Here is a 22,823-nt window from a genome sequence, read left to right as displayed (position 1 = left end):
CTTTCCAGCATAGACCATCCAGCCAATATCGTGGCTCCCTCCGCCAGCGCGGAGGGGCAGGGAAGATCAGCGACCGCAGAGATAATCGTAGATTTTTTGCGTATTGGCCTGCGAGCAGAGACGGGTGCCCTGATTGATTGTCGCGGCGCTACCGGCAGCGACGCCAAAGCGAACCATATCTTCCAGCCCGGCGTTTTCCGCCAGACGCAGGGTCATGGCGCCCACCATGCTGTCGCCGGCGCCGACGGTGCTCTGGCTTTTCATCGGAGGCGGCACCACCTGAACGCTGCCGCTGGCGTCAACGCCTAACGCCCCCTGCGGCCCGAGCGAAACCACCACCCGGCGTACTTTACCGGACTGGATCAACGACTGGGCGGCAAGGCGTACGTCATCGGGTTGGCTCAGATCGCGCTGTACGAGGGCGCTGAGCTCTTTCTGGTTCGGCTTCACCAGCTCAATATTGCCGACGTCCAGCGCCGCAGCCAGCGCGTCGCCGGAACTGTCGATAATGCAGCGCAGTCCCTGCTGTTGCGCATTTTTCACCAGTTGCATCAGGTTTTCGACGCTGATACCTGGCGGCAGGCTGCCGCTTACCACCAGCAGTGAGCCGGGTTCGATAGTCAGGACTTTCTCTTCCAGCCGACGGAACTCATCATCCGTCAACGCTGCGCCGGGCATGACAAAACGATATTGTTCGCCGCTGGCGGCCACGTGAACGTGCAGGTTTTGCCGCGTCCAGTCGCGGGTTTCGACGGTCTCGACCGGCACCTGCTCATCGGCCAGCAGGGCTGCTAAGTGCTCGCCGGTGGCGCCGCCAACCGGGAAAATGGCGGTGGCTTTGCCGCCAAGAAAGGTCACGGCACGGGCAACGTTGATCCCGCCGCCGCCGGGCTCAAATACTGGCGCGCTGCAGCGGAGTTTACCTTCGGGATAAATCTGTGGGGTCTGCGTGGCGCTATCCAGCGAGGGGGCCAGCGTTAACGTATAAATTTTGGTCATTCCTTCTCCTCCTTAATACGGCGACTGTGCTTTATTTAAGCATGGCACGATGGCTCCGGGAGGGAAAGTGATGTTCCTGAGAGATTTGCAAAGAAGCCTGTATTTTCATTATGAAATAAAGATTGTTTCCGGAGCTGTCTTATTCAAAAAACGAAAGAGTAAGTGATTGCTATGTTATTCGTGCTTTTTTATAATTTGCTACCTTTCTTAGGACCTGCACACCGCGATCCTCGCGAAAGTTTCCGGGACCCTCAGGTCTCTTTTATGTTGTACGGACGCTAAATTCAATGAGCGGGCAGGTTGTGTCTGTTCATCATTTGTACTGTCCTAAAAAATGTATTTTAGAGAGTTATAATGAAGCTTTTAAAGACAGTACCCGCAGCGGTTATGCTGGCGGGGGGGCTTTTTGCGTCTGTTGGCGCAATGGCCGATGATTCTGTATTTACCGTCATGGATGACCCTTCCGCTGCTAAAAAACCTTTCGAAGGTGTGGTTAACGCAGGCTACCTGGCGCAGTCCGGCAACACCAAAAACTCCTCGATGACGGCAGATTCCACCTTGACCTGGTATGGTAATACCACCGCCTGGTCGCTGTGGGGGAATGCCAGCAACACCTCTTCCAACGATGAGCGATCCTCAGAAAAATATGCAGTCGGTGGGCGTAGCCGCTACAACCTGACCGATATGAACTATATCTTTGGTCAGGGGAGCTGGCTGACCGACCGCTATAATGGCTATCAGCAGCGTGATGTCCTGACGGCGGGTTATGGTCGTCAGATCCTCAACGGTCCGGTGCACAGCCTGCGGTTTGAATTCGGTCCTGGCGTTCGCTATGACGAGTTTACCGATGGAGAAACCGATACTCAGCCGCTGGGTTACGCCTCCGGCACCTGGGCCTGGCAGATGACCGATAACGCCAAATTTACGCAAGGGGTCTCGGTGTTTGGCGCTGAGGACACCACCGTCAACTCTGAGAGCGCGTTAAACGTGGCGATTAACGCCCATTTCGCGCTGAAGGTCGCCTACAACGTGACCTGGAACTCGGCGCCGCCTTCCTCTGCGCCGGAGCATACCGATCGCCGGACGTCGCTGTCCCTTGGGTATAAAATGTAATATTTTCAGGCCGGGTTTCCCCGGCCTGTTCGTTTTAAATTTAGCAATGAGTGCCATTATTTTTCTGGCCTTTCGTTTTAGTTTTTATAAAAAGAAATAGCCCTCCATCTTTTCTCCATTATTCCCGGTTTGTTGACAAATATTCATTCTATTTGACACGAAAAGCTAAATATTCGACGGACAAATATGTGATCTGGATCTATAATGATATGCACTGTCCGGGCGAAGAAATCGCGCGGTCTGTCTTCCGTAATAAGAGAATGAATATCATGAAAAACACTTCATTTACCATCGCAGCCCTGGCGCTGTGCGTGCTTTCTTTTGGCGCATCCGCTGCCACGCCCGCTCCGCCATCAGGCAACCAGGACCATACTCAGGTTGGCATCGCCAAAGCGACTGACGTTGAGGCTGGCTCGAATATCGCCCCCGGTTCCCGAACTACCGGACAATCCATGAGCGATGCCTTTAATGTGCATACGCTGGTGGCCGGCGAGTGGTCATAATATACCAGACCTTTATTTCGTCATACGTCAATTAAGCCGGGTGGAGCGGTACCGGTTTAACGCGCTGTGTTAAAGATTAAGTATGCAATATCATTGCGTCTCTACTATCACGTCCGAATAATATTATCCGGCTTTGCCGGGGATTATTCTCGCCTGCAGTAGCAGGATATTCGTCTTTTTATCTCAATCTCTCTTGTTTTCTCCACATTCCGCCATCATTTATACGCTTGCGGCTTTAATCACGTACCAATGATGTGTAAACTACTCCCCGGTGTTATCAGCAGGCGGTGGCAGGCGGGAACGGTCTATCCGGTCGTCCTCCTATTTTCGCAGAGTGAAGCGGGAACTGCGCCTTAACCTGATGATAATTATGATTATATAGTTTTGTATGTGCTCTTTCGTGTGGGGCACCACTGCAAATAAGGACATAAAATGCCTGTAATTACGCTTCCTGATGGCAGTCAACGCCATTTTGACCACGCTGTTAGCCCCATGGATGTTGCGCTGGATATCGGTCCAGGCCTGGCGAAAGCCACCATTGCCGGGCGGGTAAACGGTGAACTGGTAGACGCCTGCGACCCGATCGAAACCGATTCCACTCTCTCTATTATCACTGCGAAAGATGAAGAAGGGCTGGAGATCATTCGTCACTCCTGTGCGCACCTGTTAGGCCATGCCATTAAACAGCTGTGGCCCAACACCAAAATGGCTATCGGTCCGGTTGTTGATAATGGCTTCTACTATGACGTAGACCTCGACCACACCCTGACTCAGGAAGATATCGACGCGCTCGAAAAACGTATGCATGAGCTCGCCGAGAAAAACTACGATGTCATCAAGAAGAAAGTCAGCTGGCACGAAGCGCGTGAAACCTTCGTGAAGCGCGGCGAAACCTATAAAGTTTCTATTCTTGACGAAAACATTGCTCATGATGATAAGCCGGGTCTGTATCATCATGAAGAATATATCGATATGTGCCGCGGCCCGCACGTACCGAATATGCGCTTCTGTCATCACTTCAAGCTGATGAAAACCGCCGGTGCCTACTGGCGCGGCGACAGCAACAATAAAATGTTGCAGCGTATCTACGGCACCGCGTGGGCAGATAAAAAAGCGCTGAATGCCTATCTGCAGCGTCTTGAAGAAGCCGCCAAGCGTGACCACCGTAAAATTGGCAAGCAGCTTGACCTGTATCATATGCAGGAAGAGGCGCCGGGGATGGTGTTCTGGCACAACGACGGCTGGACTATCTTCCGTGAACTGGAAACCTTTGTTCGTTCTAAACTGAAAGAGTACCAGTATCAGGAAGTCAAAGGTCCGTTCATGATGGACCGTGTGCTGTGGGAAAAAACCGGCCACTGGGACAACTACAAAGATGCGATGTTCACCACCTCTTCTGAGAACCGTGAATACTGCATCAAGCCGATGAACTGCCCGGGCCACGTGCAGATCTTCAACCAGGGATTGAAATCCTACCGCGATCTGCCGCTGCGTATGGCGGAATTCGGTAGCTGCCACCGTAACGAACCGTCTGGCGCGCTGCACGGTCTGATGCGCGTTCGCGGCTTTACCCAGGATGATGCGCATATCTTCTGTACTGAAGATCAGGTTCGCGATGAAGTGAACGCCTGTATTCGTATGGTCTACGATATGTACAGCACCTTTGGCTTCGAGAAGATCGTCGTCAAACTGTCAACTCGCCCGGAAAAACGTATCGGTAGCGATGAGACCTGGGATCGCGCGGAAGCGGATCTGGCGGTGGCGCTGGAAGAAAATAACATCCCATTTGAGTATCAACTGGGAGAAGGGGCGTTCTACGGCCCGAAAATTGAATTTACCCTGTATGACTGCCTCGATCGCGCATGGCAGTGCGGAACGGTACAGCTGGACTTCTCTCTGCCGCAGCGTTTAAGCGCCTCCTATGTGGGCGAAAACAACGAGCGTCAGGTACCGGTCATGATTCACCGTGCGATTCTCGGTTCTCTGGAGCGCTTCATTGGCATCCTGACCGAAGAGTTCGCCGGATTCTTCCCAACCTGGATTGCACCAGTGCAGGTAGTGGTCATGAATATTACCGATTCTCAGGCTGAATACGTTAACGAATTGACGCGTAAACTACAAAATGCGGGCATTCGTGTAAAAGCAGACTTGAGAAATGAGAAGATTGGCTTTAAAATCCGCGAGCACACTTTACGTCGTGTCCCGTATATGTTGGTCTGTGGCGACAAAGAAGTCGAAGCCGGCAAAGTGGCCGTGCGCACCCGTCGCGGGAAAGACCTCGGCAGCATGGACGTAAGTGAAGTGATTGAGAAGCTGCAACAAGAGATTCGCAGCCGCAGTCTTCAACAACTGGAGGAATAAGGTATTAAAGGCGGAAAACGAGTTCAAACGGCACGTCCGAATCGTATCAATGGCGAGATTCGCGCCCTGGAAGTTCGCTTGACAGGTCTGGAAGGCGAAGCTTTGGGTATTGTGAGTCTGAGAGAAGCTCTCGAAAAGGCTGAAGAGGCCGGAGTAGATTTAGTTGAAATCAGCCCTAACGCCGAACCGCCAGTTTGTCGTATCATGGACTACGGCAAGTTCCTTTATGAAAAGAGTAAGTCTTCTAAGGAACAGAAGAAAAAGCAAAAAGTTATCCAGGTTAAGGAAATTAAATTCCGTCCTGGGACCGATGATGGTGATTACCAGGTAAAACTCCGCAGCCTGGTTCGCTTTCTCGAAGATGGCGATAAGGCTAAGATCACACTGCGTTTCCGCGGTCGTGAGATGGCCCACCAGCAGATCGGTATGGAAGTGCTTACGCGCGTCCGTGACGATCTGAGTGAACTGGCAGTAGTCGAATCCTTCCCTACGAAGATCGAAGGCCGCCAGATGATCATGGTGCTCGCTCCTAAGAAGAAACAGTAAGGCCTTCAAGTAGCGATGTCAGTGGAGCCTTAGGGCTTCACTGATGTTGTTCGCCTATGTTTCGTTTATTAACAATGCGAAGTGGAAGTTATTAAGATGCCAAAAATTAAGACCGTACGCGGTGCTGCTAAGCGCTTCAAAAAAACCGGTAAAGGTGGTTTTAAGCACAAGCACGCTAACCTGCGTCACATTCTGACTAAAAAAGCTACCAAGCGTAAACGTCACCTGCGTCCGAAAGCCATGGTTTCCAAAGGCGATCTGGGCCTGGTTATCGCGTGCCTGCCGTACGCATAAGTCGTTAACGTTTAACTTTTTTAACTTAGAATAGATACAGGAGAGCACACATGGCTCGCGTAAAACGTGGTGTAATTGCACGTGCACGTCACAAGAAAATTTTGAAACAAGCTAAAGGCTACTACGGTGCGCGTTCTCGCGTATACCGCGTTGCCTTCCAGGCTGTTATCAAAGCTGGTCAGTACGCTTACCGTGACCGTCGTCAACGTAAACGTCAGTTCCGTCAACTGTGGATTGCACGTATCAACGCAGCAGCACGTCAGAACGGTATTTCTTACAGCAAATTCATCAATGGCCTGAAAAAAGCCTCTGTTGAAATCGACCGTAAGATCCTGGCTGACATCGCCGTATTCGACAAAGTAGCGTTCACCGCTCTGGTCGAAAAAGCGAAAGCAGCTCTGGCATAAGCCAGTTGAAAGAGGGAGCTTGTCTCCCTCTTTTCGTTTCAACACCATCAATACATTGACTTTTATCGGCGCAGGCTTTTCAATACAGGTCTGACGTTTCTTACCAGACAAGGTAATGCAAGCATGAATGCTGCTATTTTCCGCTTCTTTTTTTACTTTAGCACCTGAACTCAGGAGGCTAGCGCGTGAAAGAAGAAACGGAAAACAGCGCCAGAAAGCCTCCCCTGTGGAGGCTTTTTTCGTATATGGATTCGGGATATTAATTTCACTATAACCGGTGTCTGCACCGACATAATGAGGAAAACCATGTCACATCTCGCAGAGCTGGTTGCCAGTGCCAAGGCAGCCATTAACGAGGCATCAGATGTTGCTGCGCTGGACAACGTCCGCGTGGAATACCTGGGTAAAAAAGGGCATCTGACCCTGCAAATGACCACCCTGCGTGAGTTACCGCCGGAAGAGCGTCCGGCAGCCGGCGCGGTCATCAACGAAGCGAAAGAGCAGGTGCAGCAGGCGCTGAACGCGCGCAAAGCTGATCTGGAAGGCGCAGCGCTGAATGCGCGTCTGGCCGCAGAGACCATTGACGTCTCGCTGCCGGGACGCCGCATTGAAAATGGCGGCCTGCATCCGGTCACTCGCACCATCGACCGTATTGAAAGTTTCTTCGGTGAGCTCGGCTTTACCGTGGCGACTGGCCCGGAAATCGAAGATGATTACCACAACTTTGATGCGCTGAATATTCCGGGTCATCATCCGGCGCGCGCTGACCACGACACTTTCTGGTTCGATGCCACTCGCCTGCTGCGTACTCAGACCTCCGGCGTGCAGATCCGCACCATGGAAAACCAGCAGCCGCCCATCCGCATTATCGCGCCGGGCCGCGTCTATCGTAACGACTACGACCAGACCCATACCCCGATGTTCCACCAGATGGAAGGTCTGATTGTTGATAAAAACATCAGCTTCACCAACCTGAAAGGGACGCTGCACGACTTCCTGAACAACTTCTTTGAAGAAGACCTGCAGGTGCGCTTCCGTCCGTCCTACTTCCCGTTCACCGAGCCGTCCGCAGAAGTTGACGTGATGGGTAAAAACGGCAAATGGCTGGAAGTGCTGGGCTGCGGGATGGTACACCCGAACGTGCTGCGTAACGTCGGTATCGATCCGGAAGTTTACTCCGGCTTCGCCTTCGGTATGGGGATGGAGCGTCTGACCATGCTGCGTTATGGCGTGACCGATCTGCGCGCGTTCTTCGAAAACGATCTGCGTTTCCTCAAACAGTTTAAATAAGGGCAGGACAGAACAATGAAATTCAGTGAACTGTGGTTACGCGAGTGGGTTAACCCGGCGATCGACAGCGAAGCGCTTTCCGATCAGATCACCATGGCGGGCCTCGAAGTCGACGGCGTTGAGCCGGTTGCCGGCAGCTTCAACGGCGTAGTGGTCGGTGAAGTGGTGGAGTGCGGCCAGCATCCAAATGCTGACAAACTGCGCGTCACCAAAGTCAACGTGGGCGGTGAACGCCTGCTGGACATCGTGTGCGGCGCGCCAAACTGCCGTCAGGGGCTGAAAGTCGCCGTGGCGACCATCGGCGCCGTGCTGCCAGGCGATTTTAAAATTAAAGCGGCGAAGCTGCGCGGCGAACCGTCAGAAGGGATGCTGTGCTCTTTCTCCGAGCTGGGTATTTCCGACGACCATAGCGGTATCATCGAACTGCCGGCGGATGCGCCGATCGGCACTGATATTCGTGAATACCTCAAGCTTGACGATAACACTATCGAAATCAGCGTCACGCCAAACCGTGCCGACTGCCTGGGTATCATCGGCGTGGCGCGCGATGTCGCTGTGCTGAACAAAGCGCCGCTAAACGCGCCTGAAATCAATCCGGTTGCCGCAACCATTGACGACGTGCTGCCGATTCAGGTTGACGCGCCGCAGGCGTGCCCGCGCTATCTGGGCCGCGTGGTGAAAGGCATCAACGTCAAAGCGCCGACCCCGCTGTGGATGAAAGAGAAGCTGCGCCGCTGCGGGATCCGCTCCATCGACGCGGTGGTTGACGTGACTAACTATGTCCTGCTTGAGCTGGGCCAGCCGATGCACGCCTTTGACCGCGACCGTATCGAAGGCGGGATCGTGGTGCGCATGGCGAAAGAGGGTGAAACCCTGGTGCTGCTCGATGGCTCTGAAGCGAAGCTCGACAGTGACACCCTGGTTATTGCTGACCATAACAAAGCGCTGGCGATGGGCGGGATCTTCGGCGGGGAACACTCCGGCGTTAACGACGAAACCCAGAACGTGCTGCTGGAATGCGCGTTCTTCAGCCCGCTGTCCATTACCGGCCGCGCGCGCCGTCATGGCCTGCACACCGATGCCTCTCATCGCTATGAGCGCGGCGTCGATCCGGCGCTGCAGTATAAAGCGCTGGAGCGTGCCACGCGTCTGCTGATCGACCTCTGCGGCGGTGAAGCCGGCCCGGTGATCGACGTGACAAACGAAGAGACCTTGCCAAAACGCGCCACCATTACCCTGCGTCGTAGCAAACTGGATCGCCTGATTGGCCACCATATCGATGACGCGCAGGTCACCGACATTCTGCAGCGCCTCGGCTGCGAAGTGACGGTGGGTCAGGACGAATGGCAGGCAGTCGCCCCGAGCTGGCGTTTCGACATGGAGATCGAAGAAGATCTGGTCGAAGAAGTGGCTCGCGTTTATGGCTACAACAACATTCCTGATGCGCCAGTACAGGCGGGTCTGATCATGGGTACCCATCGTGAAGCCGACCTGTCGCTGAAGCGCGTAAAAACGCTGCTGAACGACAAAGGCTATCAGGAAGTGATCACCTACAGCTTTGTTGACCCGAAAATCCAGCAGCTGATCCACGCCGGGGAAGAGGCGCTGATCCTGCCAAGCCCGATCTCCAGCGAAATGTCGGCGATGCGTCTGTCGCTGTGGACCGGCCTGCTGGGTACCGTGGTCTACAACCAGAACCGTCAGCAGAGCCGCGTGCGCATCTTTGAGAGTGGCCTGCGCTTCGTGCCGGATACTCAGGCGCCGCTGGGCATTCGTCAGGATGTGATGCTGGCCGGGGCGATCTGCGGTAACCGCTACGAAGAGCACTGGACGCTGGCGAAAGAGACGGTCGATTTCTATGATCTGAAGGGCGATCTGGAATCCGTACTGGATTTAACCGGTAAATTGGCCGACATCGAGTTCCGTGGCGAAGCGATCGCCGCGCTGCATCCAGGCCAATCCGCAGCGATTTATCTTAAAGGTGAACGCATTGGTTTCATTGGGGTTGTTCATCCGGAACTGGAACGTAAACTGGATCTGAACGGCCGCACTCTGGTGTTCGAACTGGAGTGGAACAAGCTCGCAGACCGCGTGGTGCCTCAGGCGCGCGATATTTCCCGCTTCCCGGCGAACCGTCGCGATATCGCGGTACTGGTCGCGGAAAACGTGGCTGCTGCCGATGTTTTAGCCGAATGTAAGAAAGTTGGCGTAAATCAGGTAGTTGGCGTAAACTTATTTGACGTGTACCGTGGTAAAGGTGTGGCGGAAGGGTATAAGAGCCTTGCGATTAGCCTGATCCTGCAGGATACCAGCCGTACACTCGAAGAAGAGGAGATTGCCGCTACCGTTGCCAGATGTGTAGAGGCATTAAAAGAGCGATTCCAGGCATCATTGAGGGATTGAACCTATGGCGCTTACAAAAGCTGAAATGTCAGAATATCTGTTTGATAAGCTTGGGCTTAGCAAGCGGGATGCCAAAGAACTGGTCGAGTTGTTTTTCGAAGAGATCCGTCGTGCTCTGGAAAACGGAGAACAGGTCAAACTCTCCGGGTTCGGCAACTTCGATTTGCGGGATAAAAACCAACGCCCGGGACGTAACCCGAAGACGGGGGAGGATATTCCCATTACAGCCCGGCGCGTGGTGACCTTCAGACCCGGTCAGAAACTGAAAAGCCGTGTCGAAAACGCGTCGCCGAAAGACAAATAATCTGAACTAATTAAAAAGGCCGCATTGCGGCCTTTTTCTTTTCTATACGTCCTTACGCTTTGACGGCGGTGAGCATGATCTCCACCAGGATATCCGGTCGCGCCATCTCCGCCTGTACTGCTGCTCGCGCCGGGCTCTGGCCTTCCGGCATCCACTGTACCCACACGTCATTGAATGCGACAAAATCACGTTCGATATCTTTCAGCCAGATCTGCGCGGAGAGAATTTGCCGCTTATCGCTCCCGGCAGCCGCCAACAGGGCATCGATCTTCTCCAGCACTTCACGGGTTTGTAAAACGATATCGTCTTCGCTGCTTTTTGGCGTCTGCCCGGAGAGGAACAACAGATTGCCATACGCAACGCTGGCGGAAAGGCGAGGTTGTGGATTATTGCGAATAATGGTCATGCGGTTTGTTTCCATGTGAGACCTTCTAAAGAAATAGTGGGTGCCTGATTGTCGATTAACGCGCCCAGCACCACCGCGCTGCCGGCGGCGAGGGTAAAGCCGAGACTACCCTGGCCGAGGTTCATCCACAGATTGGGGTATCCGGCGCGACCCAGCATCGGCGGGCCTGCTGGTGTTGACGGGCGCATGCCGGTCCAGGCTTCGGCCTTGTCCAGCCCTTCGAGTTCGGGAAAGCTGCGGGCGACGATGTTTTTCAGCGCCTGAATGCGGCTCTCGCGCAGTTGGTCGCCGTCGTAGCCGATGTCCACCATCGCCGCGATGCGCAGTTGTTGGCCAAGGCGGGCATAAACGATTTTGTGCCCGTAGTCGGTGACGCTGATGTCAGGGGCAATACCTGCTTTTTCAGGATAGGGCAGGGTCAGGCTGTACCCCTTCAGGGCGCACAGCGGCACGCGAACTCCCAGATGCCCAAGCAGAGGACCACTGCCGTTACCGGCGGCAACGACATAATCATCGCCGGTGATGGTTCCCCGGTTGGTCTCCAGGGCGATGATGCGTCCGCCGCGCTTATTGAGCCGCTGCACCTCACAGTGCGTCAGCAGGCTAAAGTCGTTGCTGGCATTGAGCTTGTCGAGCAGGGCAAGGCAGAACTGATGGCAATCTGCCGTTTCATCGCCCGGCGAATAAATCCCGCCCTGCAGCGAAGGGCTGATATGTCTGAGTGCCGGCTCCAGTTGCAGACAGGCGTCAGCATTCAGCGCTTGTTGATACTGAGGATCTATCCCTTTTGCCGCTTTATTAAAATCATATTCGCGGCGATGGATAATTAATTTACCGCTGCGCCGCCAGTGAAAATCGGCAAGATTATCCTCATCCAGCCACGACTGCATGACCTGACGGCTGAGCAACGACAGGCGCAAAATATGATCGCCGTTCATTTTATTGGTCTGGCTATTACAGGCACGCAGGAACTGCAGCAGCCAGCGCCACTGCTGGAAAGACATCTTAAGACGCATATTCAGCGGCGAATCGGCTTTGCCCATCCATTTAATCCCCTGCAGGGGAACGCCGCTATCGGCAAGGGGGGCAACGTAGCGATAACTTAATTGTCCGCCGTTAGCAAAACTGGTGGCACTGCCCGGTTCAGCATTGCGCTCCAGTAATTGCACCTGATGGCCGCGCTTAATCAGTTCCCAGGCCGTGGCCAGACCGACCACGCCGCCGCCGATAATGACAATGCGTTTGTTCATAACCCGATATATCCACCGCTAATCAATTTATCGGGTTATGTCAAAGCATTTACCCCAGCGGCGCAATTGACTTTTTATGGTCAGGGTATAACCGCAGGTTAATCTCCTTGAGTTGCTGGCGCAGACGCTGGCAGAGAAAATCGACGAACTTTTGCGCCATTGGACTCAGCGAAACATCGGCCCGGCGCAGCAGGCAGAGGTTGATGGCAATCGGCGGCGTAATGGGGTGGATCATCTCTGGAGCCAGGTTGTGCTGGGCGGAAAAGATATCTGTGATGCTGCAGCCCATGCCGCGCTTCACGAACTCGGTAGCCATATAGTAGGTCTGAACGTTAAGCCGGGTGGTGGAAAAGTCGCGACGGGTGGCGATGGCGGCAGAGAGCGAGTGCGGCCCTGGCGAGATCCAGCGCTGCTGGTCGATCTGGCCGATGTCCACCGCCCCCTGACGATAATGACGGTCGATGTACACCAGCGGTACTTCGGCAATCAGGGTGGTCAGGATCTCTCCCTGCTGCACCGGCTGTAGCGTCAGCGCCAAATCTATCTCGCGCAAATCCAGTTTTCTGACCAGCGTCTCGGTGTGCTCGGTGGTGAGCGTCATCACCAGGTTGCTGTTTTGCTGATAAAAGTCGGTCACCAGCTCTGGCACCAGGCTTAATCCCAGACTCGGCAGGCAGCCTAAGGTGATTTTGGCGCGCGGATCGCGGGCCAGATTGTCGGCCAACAGGCGCAGGTTATCGAGGTCCTGATAAATGCTCTGCGCTTTTTCGAAAAGTGTGATCGCCTCGCTGGTCGGCAGCAGCTTGCCGCGCACCCGCTGAAAGAGGGTAAAACCCAGTTTCATCTCGGCGCTTTTTAGCGCTTTGCTGGCCGCTGGCTGAGAGATATTGAGCGCTTCCGCCGCCCGTGACAGCGAGCCGCAGGTCATTACGGCGTGAAAGATTTCCAGATGACGCAGTTTCATGAACAGTTAACTCAGGGTTATAGCCTACCGATAAAAAGTCATTATTCACTAACACAAAGTTAACATAAATTTAATCTCCAATCAGCGCTCCGGTTACATATTGTGCTGTAGACCCCGCCTGATGGCGGAATATTACGCTCTCAGAATCTATTCCTTTGTACCCAAACGCACCCTCAGGCTCGCGGCCAATAATGAAAAAGAGGGGGGATGTTTTCTGAGCAGGTCCCAATACACCTCCTGACCCTTACGGTCGGATTGATTGGCATTAAGGAGTGTTATGAGTGACTCAACGCTCACAGGCAATGCGCCTGTCAGACGAAATATCACGCGGAAAAACGTTATTACTGGTCTGTTATTGCTGCTGTTCGTGTTGATCGCGCTGTGGTGCCACGGTCGACCGGGCAGTGAGCTTGGCCTGCTGGGATTTACGCCGCTGGTGGCACTAGCGATATTATCGCTGATCGGCGTTGATATTGTGCTGGCGGTGATCTCCTCGATTATTATCGCCATGATAATGACCTCGACCGGCCTGCCGGAAATGGGCACGATGCTGGCGAAATCCACCGGGTCATTTATCGCCACGGTAGGGCTTATCATTATGCTCGGCGCCGGCGTGGGGGAAGTGGCCACCCGCACCGGCGCAGCGGTTGAGCTGGTGAAATTCGTGGTTCATCGTATTGGGCTGTCGAGCCAGACGCGGGTTAAGTTCGGCATTGTGGTGTCATCGATTTTAATTTGTGGTTCGCTGGGCACCATGGCCGGTGGTAACGCCATTATCGTGGCCGTGATCATTCCGGTGGCGGCAGCGGTACGCTTAACGCCGCCGACGGTCGCCGCGCTGATGATGACCGCCGGCTCCGTTGGGCTCTTTACCGGGCCCTTCACCCCCAGCACCGTGACAATCCTCAGCCTCGGCGGGTTGAGCTATCCGGATTATCTGCTGTACGTCGGTCTGCCGATGAGTGCGGTGACGCTGCTGGCCGGCTGGATAATGGCGGGGCGGATCCAGAAGATGACTGAAGGCAAACTGCGCTATGACGTCGATCTTTCGGAGAAGCCAAAAGAGGATCTCAGCGCCGCGCAGCAGCGTCGGCGTAAATTAAGCGCGCTGGCCTTCGCCGCGACGATCATTGTGATGGCGGTGGTTGGCGTGGTGATCAAAGCTGGCTTCAGCTTTGCGATTATCGTGATGCTGCTGGTGGCGCTGATGACCGGGCTGGTAGGCGGCCTGCGACCGACGCAGATCCTGCAGGCGCTGTATCACGGCTGCGGCCGTCTGGTGTGGATGTTTATCCTCTACTGGCTGTATAACCCAATCCTTGAACTGATGGATGGTCTGCATGCCTATCAGGGGCTGCTGGAGTATACCCAACCGCTGCTCGAGGGGATCTCCCCGGCCTGGCTGTGCTTTAGCATCTTTGCGTTCAATATTATCGGCCATGTGCCCGGTGCGGCGGTGGCGCAAATGACGTTTACCCATAAAATCTTTGGCCCGATGCTGATGGCCGCCGGCGTGCCGCCGCAGGGGACCACCGCGGTGCTGCTCGCCTCGTCTCAGGTGGACTGGTTCGGTCCGTTTCCCTCATCGGACATGTTCGGCCAGATGGGGCTGGCGCAGTCCACGCATCTGAAATATATGCTCTATAACGGCTGGGCAATCGTGGTGGCGAATATCATTCTCTTTGCGCTGCTGTTTCAGATCCTGGTGTAACGAATGACCGCAGACGCGGGGGAGGCCTCCTCCGCGTCGACATTCGGGCGCGAGGTTTTCCTTTTCTCACCGCGACACCCACCGTAAAATCAGCCTCTTGTTCCCACTGCGTAATGGAATCTATGCTGACTCTCGCCCATCTTCAACAGCGCCGCAGCCGGCGTTGGCTCTTTGGATTAACGCTGTTGCTCCTGGTTACGCTACTGATCAGCCTGTGCGCGGGCGATCAATGGATCCCGCCTGGGGAATGGCTGAGCGCGAAAGGCCAGTTGTTCATCTGGCAGATCCGCCTGCCGCGAACCCTGGCGGTGGTGCTGGTGGGGGCGGCGCTGGCGCTCTCCGGGGCGATTATGCAGGCGCTGTTTGAAAATCCGCTGGCGGAGCCGGGTCTGCTGGGCGTCTCCAACGGGGCGGGCGTCGGGCTGATTGCCGCCGTCCTGCTGGGCAAAGGAGTCTTGCCCGGCTGGGCGCTCGGGCTGTGCGCGATCCTCGGCGCGCTGCTGATCACCTTTATTTTGCTGCGTTTTGCCCGCCGCCATCTCTCTACCAGCCGTCTGCTGCTGGCGGGGGTGGCGCTGGGGATCATCTGCAGCGCCCTGATGACCTGGGCGGTCTACTTCTCCACCTCTTTTGACCTGCGTCAGCTGATGTACTGGATGATGGGCGGGTTTGGCGGCGTCGACTGGCAGCAGCTGTGGCTGATGATAGCCCTCCTGCCGGTGCTTTGCTGGGTTTGTCTGCAGTCGCAACCCCTGAATTTACTGGCGCTGGGTGAGATCTCCGCTCGTCAGCTCGGGCTGCCACTGTGGCTATGGCGCAAGCTGCTGGTGGTGGCGACCGGCTGGTTGGTCGGCGTTAGCGTCGCGCTGGCGGGGGCAATTGGCTTTATCGGCCTGGTGATCCCGCACATTCTGCGGCTATGCGGTTTAAGCGATCACCGGGTGTTGCTCCCGGCCTGCATGCTGGCCGGAGCGAGCGCCTTGCTGGGGGCGGATATCATTGCCCGACTGGCGCTTTCCGCCGCAGAGCTGCCGATTGGCGTGGTGACGGCGACGCTGGGCGCGCCGGTCTTTATCTGGTTGCTGCTGCGTTCGCGGGTGCGGGGATAGCGCGGCGCCGTCGGCAGGGACGGCGCCGGTTCAGGCTTACCAGCCTTTGATCGCGTCGCCTTTGTAGACTTCCTTCGCTTTTTCCGCGACTTCGCTGGTCTGGAAGGCGGCTTTCAGCTCCTGAATTTTCTTGCTGTCCTTATTATCCTCGCGGGCGACAATCGCATTCACGTAAGGGGAATCCGGCCCCTCCATAAACAGACCGTCGCGGGCGGCCGACAGGCCCGCCTGGGCGGAGAAGTTGGTGTTAATGATTGACAAGCTAACGTTCGGATCATCAAGGGTACGGGTCAGCTGTGGAGTATCCACTTCAACAATTTTCAGCTGTTTCGGGTTGTCGATGATATCCAGCGTGGTGGGTAAATAGCCGACGCCCGGTTTCAGCTTGAGTAACCCCTGCGCCTGGAGCAGCAGCAGGCTGCGGCCCAGGGTGGTGGTTTCATTAGAAATGGTCACCGTCGCCCCTTCGGGCAGTTCGCTGATGTTTTTGATCCGGTGAGAATAGGCGGCGATAGGGAAGACAAAGGTTTTACCGACCACCGCAAATTTATAGCCGCGCTCTTTCGACTGCGCCTCAAGGTACGGCAGGGTCTGGAAGGCGTTGGCATCCACATCTTTGTTGTTCAGTGCTTCGTTGGGCAGCACATAATCATTGAAGGAGACCACTTCGACGTCGAGATGATATTTATCCTTCGCCACCTGCTCCACCACTTTCCAGATGGCTTCGTCCGGCCCGGTATTGATTGCGACTTTCACTTTATTATCTTCATCCGGAGAGCAGGCGCTCAGCAGGGCGACAGAGGTGGCGATTAACGCCAGGCTAAACAACTTCTTCATCAATAAAACTCTCTTAAATTAACAAGTAACGAAACCATATTACATTACCGGGACACTGTACACGGAAATGGTCGACTGCCCAATTGAGAGGATTTCATGTTGCCGACGGCCAGCGAAGCGCTGTTACATCATGCGACAACTCGGGGGGATTGGCAGTAGAATGGCGGCCGCTGAATCCGCTACAGTAGATAGGGATCACCTTCACCGGAAACCGGTTTATCCATTGAGGACAGGCTATGCAACATGACATTCTGAATACCGAAGTGACGACCATTGATGGCGAGAAAACCACCCTGGCATCCTTTGCCGGCAAGGTGCTGTTGATCGTCAATGTGGCCTCGAAATGCGGCCTGACGCCGCAGTATGAGCAACTCGAGGATCTGCAAAAGCAATTTGCCGGCGAGGGCTTTAGCGTACTGGGGTTCCCCTGCAACCAGTTCCTCGGCCAGGAGCCGGGCAGTGAAGAAGAGATTAAGACCTTCTGTAGCACCACCTACGGCGTCACCTTCCCGCTGTTCAGCAAAATTGACGTCAACGGTGAACATCGCGCGCCGCTGTATCAAAAACTGATTGCCGCCGCGCCGAAAGCGGTGGCCCCGGAAGGCAGCGGTTTTTATGAGCGGATGGCCAGCAAAGGCCGGGCGCCGCTGTATGTGGACGACATTCTGTGGAATTTCGAAAAATTCCTCGTCGATCGCCAGGGCAACGTTATTGAGCGCTTCTCTCCGGATATGACGCCGGACGATCCGCAGCTGGTGGCGGCGATTAAAGGAGCGCTGGCGAAATAATGGCGTTTCTGATGCAGCTACAGGATGTAGAAGCGGCGGGGCGTCTGGCCCCGTTTTCTGCGGCCTTTCGCGCCGGGGAGATCGTCCACCTGGTGGGGCCGAACGGCGCAGGGAAGAGCACACTGCTGACCCGCATGGCGGGGCTGTCCGACGGCCCCGGCACGGTTCATTTTAACGGACGGCGGCTTGACGAGTGGCCGGCGACGGAGCTGGCGCGCCGTCGCGGATATCTATGTCAACACCAGACCCCGCCGTTCGCCATGCCGGTGTGGCACTACCTGGCGCTGCATATGCAGCAGCAGGGCGATAGCGCCCGTCTGAGCGATATCGCGGCCAGGCTTGGTCTGGACAATAAGCTGGACCGTCAGGTTAATCAGCTTTCGGGCGGTGAGTGGCAGCGCGTGCGGCTGGCGGCAGTGATCCTGCAGATCGATCCCTTGAGTCATCCCGCGGGTCAACTGCTGCTGCTGGATGAGCCGATGAACAGTCTGGATGTGGCCCAGCAGGCGGCGCTGGATCGGCTGTTACGTGAGCTGAGCGCGGCGGGGATTGCGGTGGTGATGAGCAGCCACGATCTCAACCATACCCTGCGCCATGCCGGACAAAGCTGGCTGCTCTGCCAGGGGGAAGCCATCGCCTGCGGAGAGACCGCCGAGGTGCTGAATGAGGAAAATTTAACCGCTGCCTATGCGATCCCGTTCCAGCGCGTGGAGGTGGCCGGTCATATTATGCTCATCGCGTCACAGTAGCACGCAGTTATCTTGTCACTGTATTGATAAACAAGCTAAATTATTGCGATAAAGAGACTAGGGACAGAGGGATCATCTGAAATGCGCTTCTGGTTCATGTTGGCGGCGGCGTTAATTTTAGCCGGCTGCAGCAGCCATCGGGCACCGCCGCCGAATCCACGGCTGGCTGACTCCATCACGGTGGTGGCGAATCTGAACGAGCAGTTGCGTAGCTGGCGTGGCGCACCGTATCGCTACGGCGGCATGACGCCGCGCGGCGTCGACTGCTCCGGCTTCGTGGTGCGCACGTTTCGCGATAAATTTGCCCTCCAGCTGCCGCGTGAAACCCGCGAGCAGGCGGAAATCGGCACCCGTATCGATAAGCGCGATCTGCTGCCCGGCGATTTGGTGTTCTTCAAAACCGGCTCAGGGGAGAGCGGTTTGCACGTTGGCATCTACGATACCGACAACCAGTTTATCCATGCCTCCACCAGCCAGGGCGTCACCCGTTCCTCGCTGGATAACGTCTACTGGAACAAAAAGTTCTGGCAGGCGCGGCGTATCTGACGTCATTCAGAAGCAAGAGGGAAGCGAGCGCTTCCCTTTTTTATGCCGATAACCCTGCACTCCGCCCGTGTTAATCCGCTGTTTGAGGCACTACACTGAAGGAAGGAGGAACCATGACCCTTTCTTTTACCACCCACTGGCGGGATGAACTGCCGGATTTTTACACTTCCCTGTCACCGACGCCGCTGGATAACGCCCGACTCATCTGGCGTAACGCCCCGCTGGCGCAACAGTTGGGGGTGCCCGACGCCCTGTTCGCGCCTGAAAATGGAGCCGGTGTCTGGGGCGGCGAAGCGCTGCTTCCGGGCATGTCGCCGCTGGCGCAAGTATACAGCGGCCATCAGTTTGGCGCCTGGGCCGGCCAGCTGGGCGACGGACGCGGGATCCTGCTCGGTGAGCAGCAGCTGGCGGATGGTCGCCGTTACGACTGGCATCTGAAAGGCGCCGGCCTGACCCCCTATTCGCGGATGGGGGACGGGCGCGCTGTACTGCGCTCGACGATCCGGGAAAGTCTGGCGTCAGAGGCGATGCACGCCCTGGGGATCCCGACGACGCGCGCCCTGGCGATGGTGACCAGCGATACCCCGGTCTACCGCGAACGCGTGGAGCCTGGCGCGATGTTGATGCGGGTGGCCGAGAGCCATGTCCGCTTCGGCCATTTCGAACATTTTTACTATCGTCGCGAGCCGCAGAAGGTCCAGCAATTGGCCGACTATGTCATTCGCCACCACTGGCCGCAGCTGCAGGATGAGGCAGACAAGTATCTGTTATGGTTCCGTGACGTTGTCACGCGCACCGCGCAGACCATCGCCAGCTGGCAAACCGTGGGCTTTGCCCATGGGGTGATGAATACCGACAATATGTCAATTCTCGGTCTGACCATCGACTACGGCCCGTATGGCTTCCTTGACGATTTTCAGCCGGACTTCATCTGCAACCACTCCGATTATCAGGGGCGCTACAGTTTTGAAAACCAGCCGGCGGTGGGGCTGTGGAATCTGCAGCGTCTGGCCCAGTCGCTGTCGCCGTTTATCAGCGCCGAAGCGCTGAACGCGGCGCTGGATGATTATCAGCACGCCTTGCTGACCGCTTATGGCCAGCGGATGCGCGATAAACTCGGCCTGTTCAGCCAGCAGAAAGGGGATAATGACCTGCTGGACGGGCTGTTTGCCCTGATGATCCGTGAGAAGAGCGATTATACCCGAACGTTCCGCCTGCTGAGCCACAGCGAACAGCTCAGCGCCGCCTCGCCGCTGCGCGACGAGTTTATCGATCGGGCGGCTTTCGACAGCTGGTTTGCCGGGTATCGTGCGCGCCTGCGTGATGAACAGGTAGATGACGCGCAGCGCCAGCAGCGGATGCAGGGCGTTAATCCGGCGCTGGTGTTACGCAACTGGCTGGCGCAGCGGGCGATAGAGCAGGCCGAGGCGGGCGATATGGGCGAGCTGGAGCGCCTGCATGCCGCGCTGGCAGACCCCTTTACCGATCGCGAGGACGACTACGTCCGCCGCCCTCCGGACTGGGGGAAACGTCTGGAAGTCAGCTGCTCGAGCTAACTCGCCTCGCCCCGCGCTCAGCGGGGCGCTTACTTGGTCAGAATTAACTTCCCGGCGTTGGTCTGGCGCAGCAGATAGCGCTGGCCGCCATGTTCAATGACTACCCGTCCTTCGCTACCTAACAGCACCCGACTGCTAATCTGCCTGTCCGTCGCCACGGGATAGGGGGCATTGTCTTTTGGTTTTTCAGCTGTGGCAGTGTTATCCATACGCGTCATAGCTCTCAAAATAAAAATCAAAGCAACAATGATAATCATTATCAATAATGTTGTTTTTGACGGCAAGCGTTATTTATCGTGTTACCGGATTTGGTAGGGGAGTCACCGAAGGAAATTGCCCGCCGCAGGCGCGACGGGCGGAGCGGTTACAGACGGGTAGCGGCGGCGGCGGCCAGCTCGCTCAATAACCTTTCGCTGTCATCCCAGCTCAGGCAGGGGTCGGTGATCGACTGGCCCCAGGTCAGCGGCTGGCCGGGGACCACTTTCTGGGTGCCTTCCTGCAGGAAGCTCTCTGCCATAATCCCGGCGATGGCGGTGGAGCCCGCGCGAATTTGCTGACAGATATCGGCGCACACCTCCAGCTGACGGCGGTGCTGCTTCTGGCAGTTGCCATGGCTGAAATCAACGACCAGCTGTTCCGGCAGATCGAATTCACGCAGCGCCTCGCCGGCGGCAGCGATATCCTCGGCATGATAGTTTGGCTGTTTGCCGCCGCGCATAATGATATGCCCGTACGGGTTGCCGCTGGTCTGGTAAATCGTCATCTGCCCCTGCTTGTCCGGGGAGAGGAACATATGGCTGGCGCGGGAGGCGCGGATGGCGTCCACCGCGATGCGCGTATTGCCATCGGTGCCGTTTTTAAACCCGACCGGGCAGGAGAGCGCTGAGGCCATCTCACGGTGGATCTGGCTTTCGGTGGTGCGCGCCCCGATGGCACCCCAGCTGATGAGATCGGCGATAAACTGACCGGTCACCATATCGAGAAACTCGGTGGCCGTCGGTACCCCCAGCTCATTAACCTGCAGCAGCAGGCGCCGCGCCAGCTCAATTCCGTGGTTGACCCGGTAGCTGCCGTTGAGGTCCGGATCGGAGATTAAGCCTTTCCAGCCCACCACGGTACGCGGTTTTTCAAAGTAGGTGCGCATCACGATCTCCAGCTGCGGCTGGTAGCGCTCGCGCATGCCCTGCAGGCGGCGGGCATACTCCAGCGCCGCGTCGGTATCGTGAATGGAGCAGGGGCCGATAATCACCAGCAGGCGGCGGTCTTCCCCGTTGAGGATTTTTTCAATTCGGCGGCGGGAGGCCGAAACGTGGGCGGCCACGTCGGCCGTGACGGGATGGCGCTGGGCCAGTTCCGCGGGCGTTACCAGGCTTTCAATGCGCGCGGTACGCAATTCGTCTGTTTTATTCATTGGGGTCTCAAAAATCTGTTTCTTCCGCGGCGAAAATGCCGGGAAGTGATGCGCATCACGATAAACCAATCCCTGCTTATTGCAAGAGCAGGGCATGATCCTGTATAGGCCACGGGTGATAGCATAAACAAATTTTTAATAATGTACTAGTGTGTTAGTACATTCTGCGATTCAGCCCCATGATGTCCATGATTTTTGTCGCAATTTCCTCAACAGAATAATTGGTACTGTTCAGGCACGGGATTTTATTTTTGCGATACAGGGCCTCCACTTCGGTCACCTCCATCCGACACTGACGCAGAGAGGCGTAGCGGCTGTTTTCCCGACGCTCTTCGCGGATGGCCGCCAGCCGTTCGGGGTTGATGGTCAGGCCGAACATCTTATGTTGCAGGGGCTTCAGCGACGCCGGCAGCACCAGATTGTCCATATCGTCGGCGATAAACGGATAGTTGGCGGCGCGAATGCCGTACTGCATGGCGAGGTACAGACTGGTGGGCGTCTTGCCGCAGCGCGACACACCGAGGAGGATCACCTGGGCCTGATCGAGGTTACGCAGGGAGATGCCATCGTCGTGGGCGAGGGTGTAATCGATGGCGGCGATACGCGCATCGTATTTGATCAGGTTCCCGGGGTTCAGGCCGTGAGTACGGTGGGCCACTGGCGTCGGGTCGAGGTTGAGCTCCTGCTGCAGCGGGGCCACCAGCGCCTGCACGATGTCCTGACAAAAACCTTCACTTTGCAGAATAATGTCGCGGATTTCCGGGATGACGATGGAATAGAACACCAGCGGGCGAATACCCGTTTGCTGGTAGATGGCGTCGATCTGCTCCTTTACCGCCCGCGCGCGGCTGATGTTTTCGACAAACGGCAGAGTCACGCTGCTGATGGCAACCGGGAATTGCGACATCACGGCATGCCCCAGCACTTCTGCCGTAATGGCGGTACCGTCAGAAATATAAAATACGTGGCGATCTACAGCACTTTCCATTTTGACCATCCGGTATAATGAGTTTAATTGCCTGAATACGGATATTAAATTTAAGCATATCCCTGTTTGATTTGTCTCTTGTTAAAATTGAAACGCTATTTTTGTTTTTTATGAAAAGGGTGGTTCATTTTCTTCTTTTTGCCGTTATTTCCAGCGTTTTTCGTCATAATTCCTAAAAATCATCAAGTTAGCTATATCGCGGGAACAGTCCGAAAAATGAAAAAATAATTTGCTTGAACGATTCACCGTTTTTTTCAGCCCCATAAATATGTCAGGATAATCCTGCAG

25 protein-coding genes and 1 other annotated feature are annotated in these 22,823 nt (G+C 55.9%); of the genes, 16 read left to right on the top strand and 9 right to left on the bottom strand.

Annotated features, from left to right (window positions below):
• Positions 1 to 66 precede the first annotated feature (66 nt).
• A complete protein-coding gene (pfkB, locus tag HMPREF3142_RS07020) occupies positions 67 to 999 on the bottom strand; it encodes a 6-phosphofructokinase II (protein WP_008804430.1) in 933 nt (310 codons plus the stop codon).
• A gap of 354 nt (positions 1,000 to 1,353) precedes the next feature.
• On the opposite strand from pfkB, the gene HMPREF3142_RS07015 reads away from it, so the two are divergent.
• The 10 genes from HMPREF3142_RS07015 (at position 1,354) to ihfA (ending at position 10,220) form a co-directional block, all read left to right on the top strand.
• A complete protein-coding gene (locus HMPREF3142_RS07015) occupies positions 1,354 to 2,112 on the top strand; it encodes a DUF481 domain-containing protein (protein ID WP_008804431.1) in 759 nt (252 codons plus the stop codon).
• Between the two features lie 269 nt (positions 2,113 to 2,381).
• Entirely contained in the window at positions 2,382 to 2,615 is a 234-nt protein-coding gene (locus HMPREF3142_RS07010) for a hypothetical protein (RefSeq protein WP_064171109.1), read from the top strand.
• Between the two features lie 432 nt (positions 2,616 to 3,047).
• On the top strand, positions 3,048 to 4,976 hold the full coding sequence (gene thrS, locus HMPREF3142_RS07005; protein ID WP_008804433.1) for a threonine--tRNA ligase: 1,929 nt from the start codon (positions 3,048 to 3,050) through the stop codon (positions 4,974 to 4,976).
• A 3-nt stretch (positions 4,977 to 4,979) separates the two neighbouring features.
• Positions 4,980 to 5,522 carry a translation initiation factor IF-3 gene (gene infC / locus HMPREF3142_RS07000; protein ID WP_012967832.1) on the top strand — a complete coding sequence of 181 codons (543 nt, stop codon included), beginning with the start codon at positions 4,980 to 4,982 and terminating at the stop codon, positions 5,520 to 5,522.
• Positions 5,523 to 5,618: 96 nt separating this feature from the next.
• Positions 5,619 to 5,816 carry a 50S ribosomal protein L35 gene (rpmI, locus tag HMPREF3142_RS06995; RefSeq protein ID WP_001124225.1) on the top strand — a complete coding sequence of 66 codons (198 nt, stop codon included), beginning with the start codon at positions 5,619 to 5,621 and terminating at the stop codon, positions 5,814 to 5,816.
• A gap of 50 nt (positions 5,817 to 5,866) precedes the next feature.
• Positions 5,867 to 6,223 (top strand): 50S ribosomal protein L20, encoded by a 357-nt coding sequence (gene rplT / locus HMPREF3142_RS06990; protein WP_000124850.1) that lies wholly within the window; start codon positions 5,867 to 5,869, stop codon positions 6,221 to 6,223.
• A 118-nt stretch (positions 6,224 to 6,341) separates the two neighbouring features.
• Positions 6,342 to 6,466, top strand: a sequence feature (Phe leader region).
• Entirely contained in the window at positions 6,347 to 6,391 is a 45-nt protein-coding gene (gene pheM, locus HMPREF3142_RS29340) for a pheST operon leader peptide PheM (RefSeq protein WP_001386830.1), read from the top strand. Its footprint overlaps the feature before it by 45 nt.
• Before the next feature lie 63 nt (positions 6,467 to 6,529).
• The gene (gene pheS, locus HMPREF3142_RS06985) at positions 6,530 to 7,513 is read left to right on the top strand and encodes a phenylalanine--tRNA ligase subunit alpha (RefSeq protein ID WP_008804435.1); all 984 of its coding nucleotides are present in this window, start codon (positions 6,530 to 6,532) and stop codon (positions 7,511 to 7,513) included.
• Between the two features lie 15 nt (positions 7,514 to 7,528).
• Positions 7,529 to 9,916: a phenylalanine--tRNA ligase subunit beta gene (pheT, locus tag HMPREF3142_RS06980; RefSeq protein WP_032735936.1), complete on the top strand. Its 2,388-nt coding sequence runs from the start codon at positions 7,529 to 7,531 to the stop codon at positions 9,914 to 9,916.
• Between the two features lie 4 nt (positions 9,917 to 9,920).
• On the top strand, positions 9,921 to 10,220 hold the full coding sequence (gene ihfA / locus HMPREF3142_RS06975; protein WP_002909098.1) for an integration host factor subunit alpha: 300 nt from the start codon (positions 9,921 to 9,923) through the stop codon (positions 10,218 to 10,220).
• A 52-nt stretch (positions 10,221 to 10,272) separates the two neighbouring features.
• Here ihfA and HMPREF3142_RS06970 read toward each other — a convergent pair whose 3' ends face one another.
• From HMPREF3142_RS06970 to HMPREF3142_RS06960, 3 genes are read right to left on the bottom strand one after another with little or no spacing between them, the layout of a single operon-like run.
• Positions 10,273 to 10,626 carry a RidA family protein gene (locus HMPREF3142_RS06970; protein WP_008804437.1) on the bottom strand — a complete coding sequence of 118 codons (354 nt, stop codon included), beginning with the start codon at positions 10,624 to 10,626 and terminating at the stop codon, positions 10,273 to 10,275.
• Positions 10,623 to 11,876 (bottom strand): D-amino acid dehydrogenase, encoded by a 1,254-nt coding sequence (locus tag HMPREF3142_RS06965; protein ID WP_012541370.1) that lies wholly within the window; start codon positions 11,874 to 11,876, stop codon positions 10,623 to 10,625. The genes HMPREF3142_RS06970 and HMPREF3142_RS06965 overlap by 4 nt, the downstream gene beginning before the upstream one ends.
• Positions 11,877 to 11,925: 49 nt before the next feature.
• On the bottom strand, positions 11,926 to 12,840 hold the full coding sequence (locus HMPREF3142_RS06960; RefSeq protein WP_023340350.1) for an HTH-type transcriptional regulator AdmX: 915 nt from the start codon (positions 12,838 to 12,840) through the stop codon (positions 11,926 to 11,928).
• Positions 12,841 to 13,117: 277 nt separating this feature from the next.
• Between HMPREF3142_RS06960 and HMPREF3142_RS06955 the strand changes: the two genes are divergently transcribed.
• Together HMPREF3142_RS06955 and btuC are read left to right on the top strand one after the other, a co-directional pair.
• Positions 13,118 to 14,551, top strand: coding sequence for a citrate transporter family protein (locus tag HMPREF3142_RS06955; RefSeq protein WP_022065337.1), 1,434 nt, complete (start codon positions 13,118 to 13,120; stop codon positions 14,549 to 14,551).
• Between the two features lie 122 nt (positions 14,552 to 14,673).
• Positions 14,674 to 15,660: a vitamin B12 ABC transporter permease BtuC gene (gene btuC, locus HMPREF3142_RS06950; protein WP_032735934.1), complete on the top strand. Its 987-nt coding sequence runs from the start codon at positions 14,674 to 14,676 to the stop codon at positions 15,658 to 15,660.
• A gap of 36 nt (positions 15,661 to 15,696) precedes the next feature.
• On the opposite strand, the gene HMPREF3142_RS06945 is transcribed toward btuC, so the two are convergent.
• Positions 15,697 to 16,497: a MetQ/NlpA family ABC transporter substrate-binding protein gene (locus HMPREF3142_RS06945; protein WP_002909085.1), complete on the bottom strand. Its 801-nt coding sequence runs from the start codon at positions 16,495 to 16,497 to the stop codon at positions 15,697 to 15,699.
• A 236-nt stretch (positions 16,498 to 16,733) separates the two neighbouring features.
• Between HMPREF3142_RS06945 and HMPREF3142_RS06940 the strand changes: the two genes are divergently transcribed.
• From HMPREF3142_RS06940 to selO, 4 genes are all read left to right on the top strand, one after another.
• Positions 16,734 to 17,285 carry a glutathione peroxidase gene (locus HMPREF3142_RS06940; protein WP_008804442.1) on the top strand — a complete coding sequence of 184 codons (552 nt, stop codon included), beginning with the start codon at positions 16,734 to 16,736 and terminating at the stop codon, positions 17,283 to 17,285.
• Positions 17,285 to 18,034 (top strand): vitamin B12 ABC transporter ATP-binding protein BtuD, encoded by a 750-nt coding sequence (btuD, locus tag HMPREF3142_RS06935; protein WP_023297831.1) that lies wholly within the window; start codon positions 17,285 to 17,287, stop codon positions 18,032 to 18,034. Before HMPREF3142_RS06940 ends, btuD begins: the two co-directional genes overlap by 1 nt.
• An 81-nt stretch (positions 18,035 to 18,115) precedes the next feature.
• The gene (locus tag HMPREF3142_RS06930; protein WP_002909082.1) at positions 18,116 to 18,580 is read left to right on the top strand and encodes an NlpC/P60 family protein; all 465 of its coding nucleotides are present in this window, start codon (positions 18,116 to 18,118) and stop codon (positions 18,578 to 18,580) included.
• A 113-nt stretch (positions 18,581 to 18,693) separates the two neighbouring features.
• Complete coding sequence (gene selO, locus HMPREF3142_RS06925) at positions 18,694 to 20,136, top strand: protein adenylyltransferase SelO (protein ID WP_070611903.1); 1,443 nt, start codon at positions 18,694 to 18,696, stop codon at positions 20,134 to 20,136.
• Positions 20,137 to 20,165: 29 nt separating this feature from the next.
• Here selO and hemP read toward each other — a convergent pair whose 3' ends face one another.
• The 4 genes from hemP to HMPREF3142_RS29335 form a co-directional block, all read right to left on the bottom strand.
• Positions 20,166 to 20,345, bottom strand: a complete 180-nt coding sequence (hemP, locus tag HMPREF3142_RS06920; RefSeq protein WP_012967843.1) for a hemin uptake protein HemP — start codon at positions 20,343 to 20,345, stop codon at positions 20,166 to 20,168.
• A 155-nt stretch (positions 20,346 to 20,500) separates the two neighbouring features.
• On the bottom strand, positions 20,501 to 21,547 hold the full coding sequence (aroH, locus tag HMPREF3142_RS06915; protein WP_012967844.1) for a 3-deoxy-7-phosphoheptulonate synthase AroH: 1,047 nt from the start codon (positions 21,545 to 21,547) through the stop codon (positions 20,501 to 20,503).
• A gap of 154 nt (positions 21,548 to 21,701) precedes the next feature.
• Positions 21,702 to 22,535 carry a posphoenolpyruvate synthetase regulatory kinase/phosphorylase PpsR gene (locus HMPREF3142_RS06910; protein WP_002909061.1) on the bottom strand — a complete coding sequence of 278 codons (834 nt, stop codon included), beginning with the start codon at positions 22,533 to 22,535 and terminating at the stop codon, positions 21,702 to 21,704.
• A 144-nt stretch (positions 22,536 to 22,679) separates the two neighbouring features.
• Complete coding sequence (locus HMPREF3142_RS29335; protein ID WP_012541375.1) at positions 22,680 to 22,799, bottom strand: hypothetical protein; 120 nt, start codon at positions 22,797 to 22,799, stop codon at positions 22,680 to 22,682.
• Positions 22,800 to 22,823 lie beyond the last annotated feature (24 nt).

Origin of the sequence: Klebsiella sp. HMSC16C06, from assembly GCF_001808325.1 — a bacterium.
Taxonomy (GTDB): domain Bacteria; phylum Pseudomonadota; class Gammaproteobacteria; order Enterobacterales; family Enterobacteriaceae; genus Klebsiella; species Klebsiella variicola.
This window is presented reverse-complemented; position numbering and strand designations above follow the sequence as displayed.

Coding starts and splice junctions, on each gene's coding strand:
- pfkB (WP_008804430.1), bottom strand. CDS start 999: ATGACCAAAATTTATACGTTAACGCTGGCCCCCTCGCTGGATAGCGCC.
- rplT (WP_000124850.1), top strand. CDS start 5,867: ATGGCTCGCGTAAAACGTGGTGTAATTGCACGTGCACGTCACAAGAAA.
- pheS (WP_008804435.1), top strand. CDS start 6,530: ATGTCACATCTCGCAGAGCTGGTTGCCAGTGCCAAGGCAGCCATTAAC.
- HMPREF3142_RS06955 (WP_022065337.1), top strand. CDS start 13,118: ATGAGTGACTCAACGCTCACAGGCAATGCGCCTGTCAGACGAAATATC.
- thrS (WP_008804433.1), top strand. CDS start 3,048: ATGCCTGTAATTACGCTTCCTGATGGCAGTCAACGCCATTTTGACCAC.
- HMPREF3142_RS06960 (WP_023340350.1), bottom strand. CDS start 12,840: ATGAAACTGCGTCATCTGGAAATCTTTCACGCCGTAATGACCTGCGGC.
- HMPREF3142_RS06930 (WP_002909082.1), top strand. CDS start 18,116: ATGCGCTTCTGGTTCATGTTGGCGGCGGCGTTAATTTTAGCCGGCTGC.
- HMPREF3142_RS29335 (WP_012541375.1), bottom strand. CDS start 22,799: ATGGGGCTGAAAAAAACGGTGAATCGTTCAAGCAAATTATTTTTTCAT.
- HMPREF3142_RS07015 (WP_008804431.1), top strand. CDS start 1,354: ATGAAGCTTTTAAAGACAGTACCCGCAGCGGTTATGCTGGCGGGGGGG.
- HMPREF3142_RS07010 (WP_064171109.1), top strand. CDS start 2,382: ATGAAAAACACTTCATTTACCATCGCAGCCCTGGCGCTGTGCGTGCTT.
- selO (WP_070611903.1), top strand. CDS start 18,694: ATGACCCTTTCTTTTACCACCCACTGGCGGGATGAACTGCCGGATTTT.
- HMPREF3142_RS06940 (WP_008804442.1), top strand. CDS start 16,734: ATGCAACATGACATTCTGAATACCGAAGTGACGACCATTGATGGCGAG.
- rpmI (WP_001124225.1), top strand. CDS start 5,619: ATGCCAAAAATTAAGACCGTACGCGGTGCTGCTAAGCGCTTCAAAAAA.
- HMPREF3142_RS06945 (WP_002909085.1), bottom strand. CDS start 16,497: ATGAAGAAGTTGTTTAGCCTGGCGTTAATCGCCACCTCTGTCGCCCTG.
- aroH (WP_012967844.1), bottom strand. CDS start 21,547: ATGAATAAAACAGACGAATTGCGTACCGCGCGCATTGAAAGCCTGGTA.
- HMPREF3142_RS06970 (WP_008804437.1), bottom strand. CDS start 10,626: ATGACCATTATTCGCAATAATCCACAACCTCGCCTTTCCGCCAGCGTT.
- hemP (WP_012967843.1), bottom strand. CDS start 20,345: ATGGATAACACTGCCACAGCTGAAAAACCAAAAGACAATGCCCCCTAT.
- pheT (WP_032735936.1), top strand. CDS start 7,529: ATGAAATTCAGTGAACTGTGGTTACGCGAGTGGGTTAACCCGGCGATC.
- HMPREF3142_RS06910 (WP_002909061.1), bottom strand. CDS start 22,535: ATGGAAAGTGCTGTAGATCGCCACGTATTTTATATTTCTGACGGTACC.
- btuD (WP_023297831.1), top strand. CDS start 17,285: ATGGCGTTTCTGATGCAGCTACAGGATGTAGAAGCGGCGGGGCGTCTG.
- HMPREF3142_RS06965 (WP_012541370.1), bottom strand. CDS start 11,876: ATGAACAAACGCATTGTCATTATCGGCGGCGGCGTGGTCGGTCTGGCC.
- btuC (WP_032735934.1), top strand. CDS start 14,674: ATGCTGACTCTCGCCCATCTTCAACAGCGCCGCAGCCGGCGTTGGCTC.
- ihfA (WP_002909098.1), top strand. CDS start 9,921: ATGGCGCTTACAAAAGCTGAAATGTCAGAATATCTGTTTGATAAGCTT.